Origin of the sequence: Mycobacterium sp. E1747, from assembly GCF_001667775.1 — a bacterium.
Taxonomy (GTDB): Bacteria; Actinomycetota; Actinomycetes; order Mycobacteriales; family Mycobacteriaceae; genus Mycobacterium.
Genome location: NZ_LZJI01000158.1, coordinates 1 through 2371, shown reverse-complemented (window position 1 = coordinate 2371; position 2371 = coordinate 1). Strand labels below are relative to the sequence as shown.

3 protein-coding genes and 1 pseudogene are annotated in these 2371 nt (G+C 67.8%); 2 read left to right on the top strand and 2 right to left on the bottom strand.

The genetic code is table 11. The features are described from left to right. Window positions 1-153: 153 nt before the first annotated feature. Both crp and A5695_RS15360 read right to left on the bottom strand, forming a co-directional pair. Window positions 154-828: a cAMP-activated global transcriptional regulator CRP gene (crp, locus tag A5695_RS15365; protein ID WP_044508824.1), complete on the bottom strand. Its 675-nt coding sequence runs from the start codon at window positions 826-828 to the stop codon at window positions 154-156. A 97-nt stretch (window positions 829-925) separates the two neighbouring features. Then, a complete protein-coding gene (locus A5695_RS15360; protein ID WP_231974851.1) occupies window positions 926-1321 on the bottom strand; it encodes a hypothetical protein in 396 nt (131 codons plus the stop codon). Window positions 1322-1494: 173 nt separating this feature from the next. On the opposite strand from A5695_RS15360, the gene nth reads away from it, so the two are divergent. Both nth and A5695_RS15350 read left to right on the top strand, forming a co-directional pair. After that, entirely contained in the window at window positions 1495-2175 is a 681-nt protein-coding gene (nth, locus tag A5695_RS15355; protein ID WP_068083492.1) for an endonuclease III, read from the top strand. A 9-nt stretch (window positions 2176-2184) separates the two neighbouring features. Then, window positions 2185-2371: pseudogene (locus A5695_RS15350) on the top strand (TlpA family protein disulfide reductase); the annotation flags it as partial.

Sequence of the window (2371 nt, the reverse complement as noted above, 5' to 3'; positions counted from 1 at the left end):
AGCTCGGGTCGGATTCTCGCTCGGCCGCGCCCGCGCTTCGCGCGCGCTTACCTCGCTCGGGTCGGATTCTCGCTCGGCCGCGCCCGCGCTTCGCGCGCGCTTACCTCGCTCGGGTCGGATTCTCGCTCGGTCGCGCCCGCGCTTCGCGCGCGCTTACCTCGCTCGGCGGGCCAGCCTTTCGGAGTCCGAAATCAGCACGCTCTTGCCCTCCAGGCGGATCCAGCCGCGGTGGGCGAAATCGGCCAGCGCCTTGTTCACCGTCTCCCGCGAGGCGCCCACGAGCTGGGCGATCTCCTCCTGCGTCAGGTCATGGGTGACCCGCATGGCGCCACCCTCCTGGGTGCCGAAACGCTGGGCCAGCTGCAACAGCTGCTTGGCCACCCGGCCGGGCACATCGGTGAAGATGAGGTCGGCGAGATTGTTGTTGGTGCGGCGCAGCCGTCGGGCCAGCACCCGCAACAGCTGCTCGGCGATCTCGGGGCGGTCGGCGATCCACGCCCGCAGCGCGTCCCGGTCCATCGACACCGCGCGCACCTCGGTGATGGTGGTCGCGCTGGAGGTCCGCGGGCCCGGGTCGAAAATAGACAATTCGCCGAACATGTCCGACGGGCCCATGATCGTCAGCAGGTTCTCCCGGCCATCGGGTGAGCGACGGCCGATCTTCACCTTCCCGGAGACGATGATGTAGAGCCGATCGCCGGGCTCGCCCTCGGCGAAGACCGTATGCCCACGGGGAAAGTCGACGGGTTGCAGCTGCTTGGTCAGCGCGGCGACCGCGCCCGGCTCAACCCCCTGGAAGATTCCTGCCCTTGCCAGGATCTCGTCCACATTGCCTCTTCATATTTCAATGTTTGTGATACGGCCAGGTTAATCCCGTGCTCGCGTGATGAGTCTAGCGGTAGGACATTTTGTCCAACGTGCAACGCTACACACGATTGACGTGTCCAGTGGCCTTAAACTGTGGATTGATCCGCGAATGCGCGTGTATTCGCGTCGGCAATGTCAGCTCGGCGTGGTCGATGAAGCTGGCGGCAAACGACGGCGCCGCGTGCCGGGGCGCGGCCGTCAGCCCGGCCAGCGCGGCGTCGGCGAGTTCGCGAGCCTCGCGGCGATGCAGGAATTCCAGCGCCTCCGGCATGCCCTCCCGCGCCAACGTACGCAGGTCCACTAGCTCCGCGTGCTCGAAAAGCTCGGTGACCGCGATCATCGCGACGTCCTCGTGGGCCAGCCCTCGTTCGAGCCGTCCCAAGCCGAGCGCCGCCAGCATCAGCAGCCCAGGAACGCTGGCCACCAGCAACCATGACACAAGGAGAGTAAACATGGCCTTCAATCAACACGAGGTCTCAGCGAGATTACGAAATCAGTACTCTGTCGTAGGTGACAGCGGCAAAGTCGTCCGGGCGCTCGAAGTCGACACCCGCCCCAGCGGGCAGCGACGCCGCGCGGCGCTGGGCTGAGGAGACCCGGGTCGGCCTGGTGCGACGGGCTCGCCGGATGAATCGGGCGCTCGCGCAGGCGTTTCCGGACGCGCACTGCGAACTGGACTTCAGCACACCGCTGGAGCTGACGGTCGCCACCATCCTGTCCGCACAGAGCACCGACAAACGGGTGAATCTGACGACGCCGGCGCTGTTCAAGCGGTACCGCACGGCGCTGGACTACGCGCAGGCGGACCGCGACGAACTGGAAACTCTGATCCGCCCGACGGGGTTCTTCCGGAACAAGGCGACCTCGCTAATCGGCCTCGGTCAGGCCCTAGTCGAACGGTTCGACGGCGAGGTGCCGTCGACCATGGAAGAACTGGTCACGCTGCCCGGGGTGGGCCGCAAGACCGCCAACGTCATCCTGGGCAACGCTTTTGGGGTTCCGGGCATCACCGTCGACACCCATTTCGCGCGGCTGCTGCACCGATGGCGCTGGACCACCGACAAGGACCCGGTCAAGATCGAGCGCGCGGCGGGCGAACTGATCGAACGCAACGAGTGGACCATGTTGAGCCACCGCGTCATCTTTCACGGCCGTCGGGTGTGCCATGCGCGCAAGCCGGCCTGCGGCGTCTGCGTGGTGGCCAAGGACTGCCCGTCCTTCGGCCTCGGTCCCACCGAGCCGCTGCTGGCCGCGCCCCTGGTTCGCGGACCGGAGACCGAGCACCTGCTGGCGCTGGCCGGTCTGTAGAGCACGGCCTTGACGCGCAGCACGCGCTGGACGATCGCGATCCTCGCGGTGGTGGCGGCGTTGGTCGCGGCCCTGGTGGCCCAGCTGCGCGACCAGTCCGCGACGACGACTCGGCCCGGCACCGCGATGAACGCGCCGGACCGCGAACACCGGGACGCCGACACGCCGGCGGCGCTGGCGGGGCCGCGGCAGCGCG

Excerpts from the sequence above, each read along its gene's own strand:
- A5695_RS15360 (WP_231974851.1), bottom strand. The coding sequence starts at position 1,321 with ATGTTTACTCTCCTTGTGTCATGGTTGCTGGTGGCCAGCGTTCCTGGG.
- nth (WP_068083492.1), top strand. The coding sequence starts at position 1,495 with ATGAATCGGGCGCTCGCGCAGGCGTTTCCGGACGCGCACTGCGAACTG.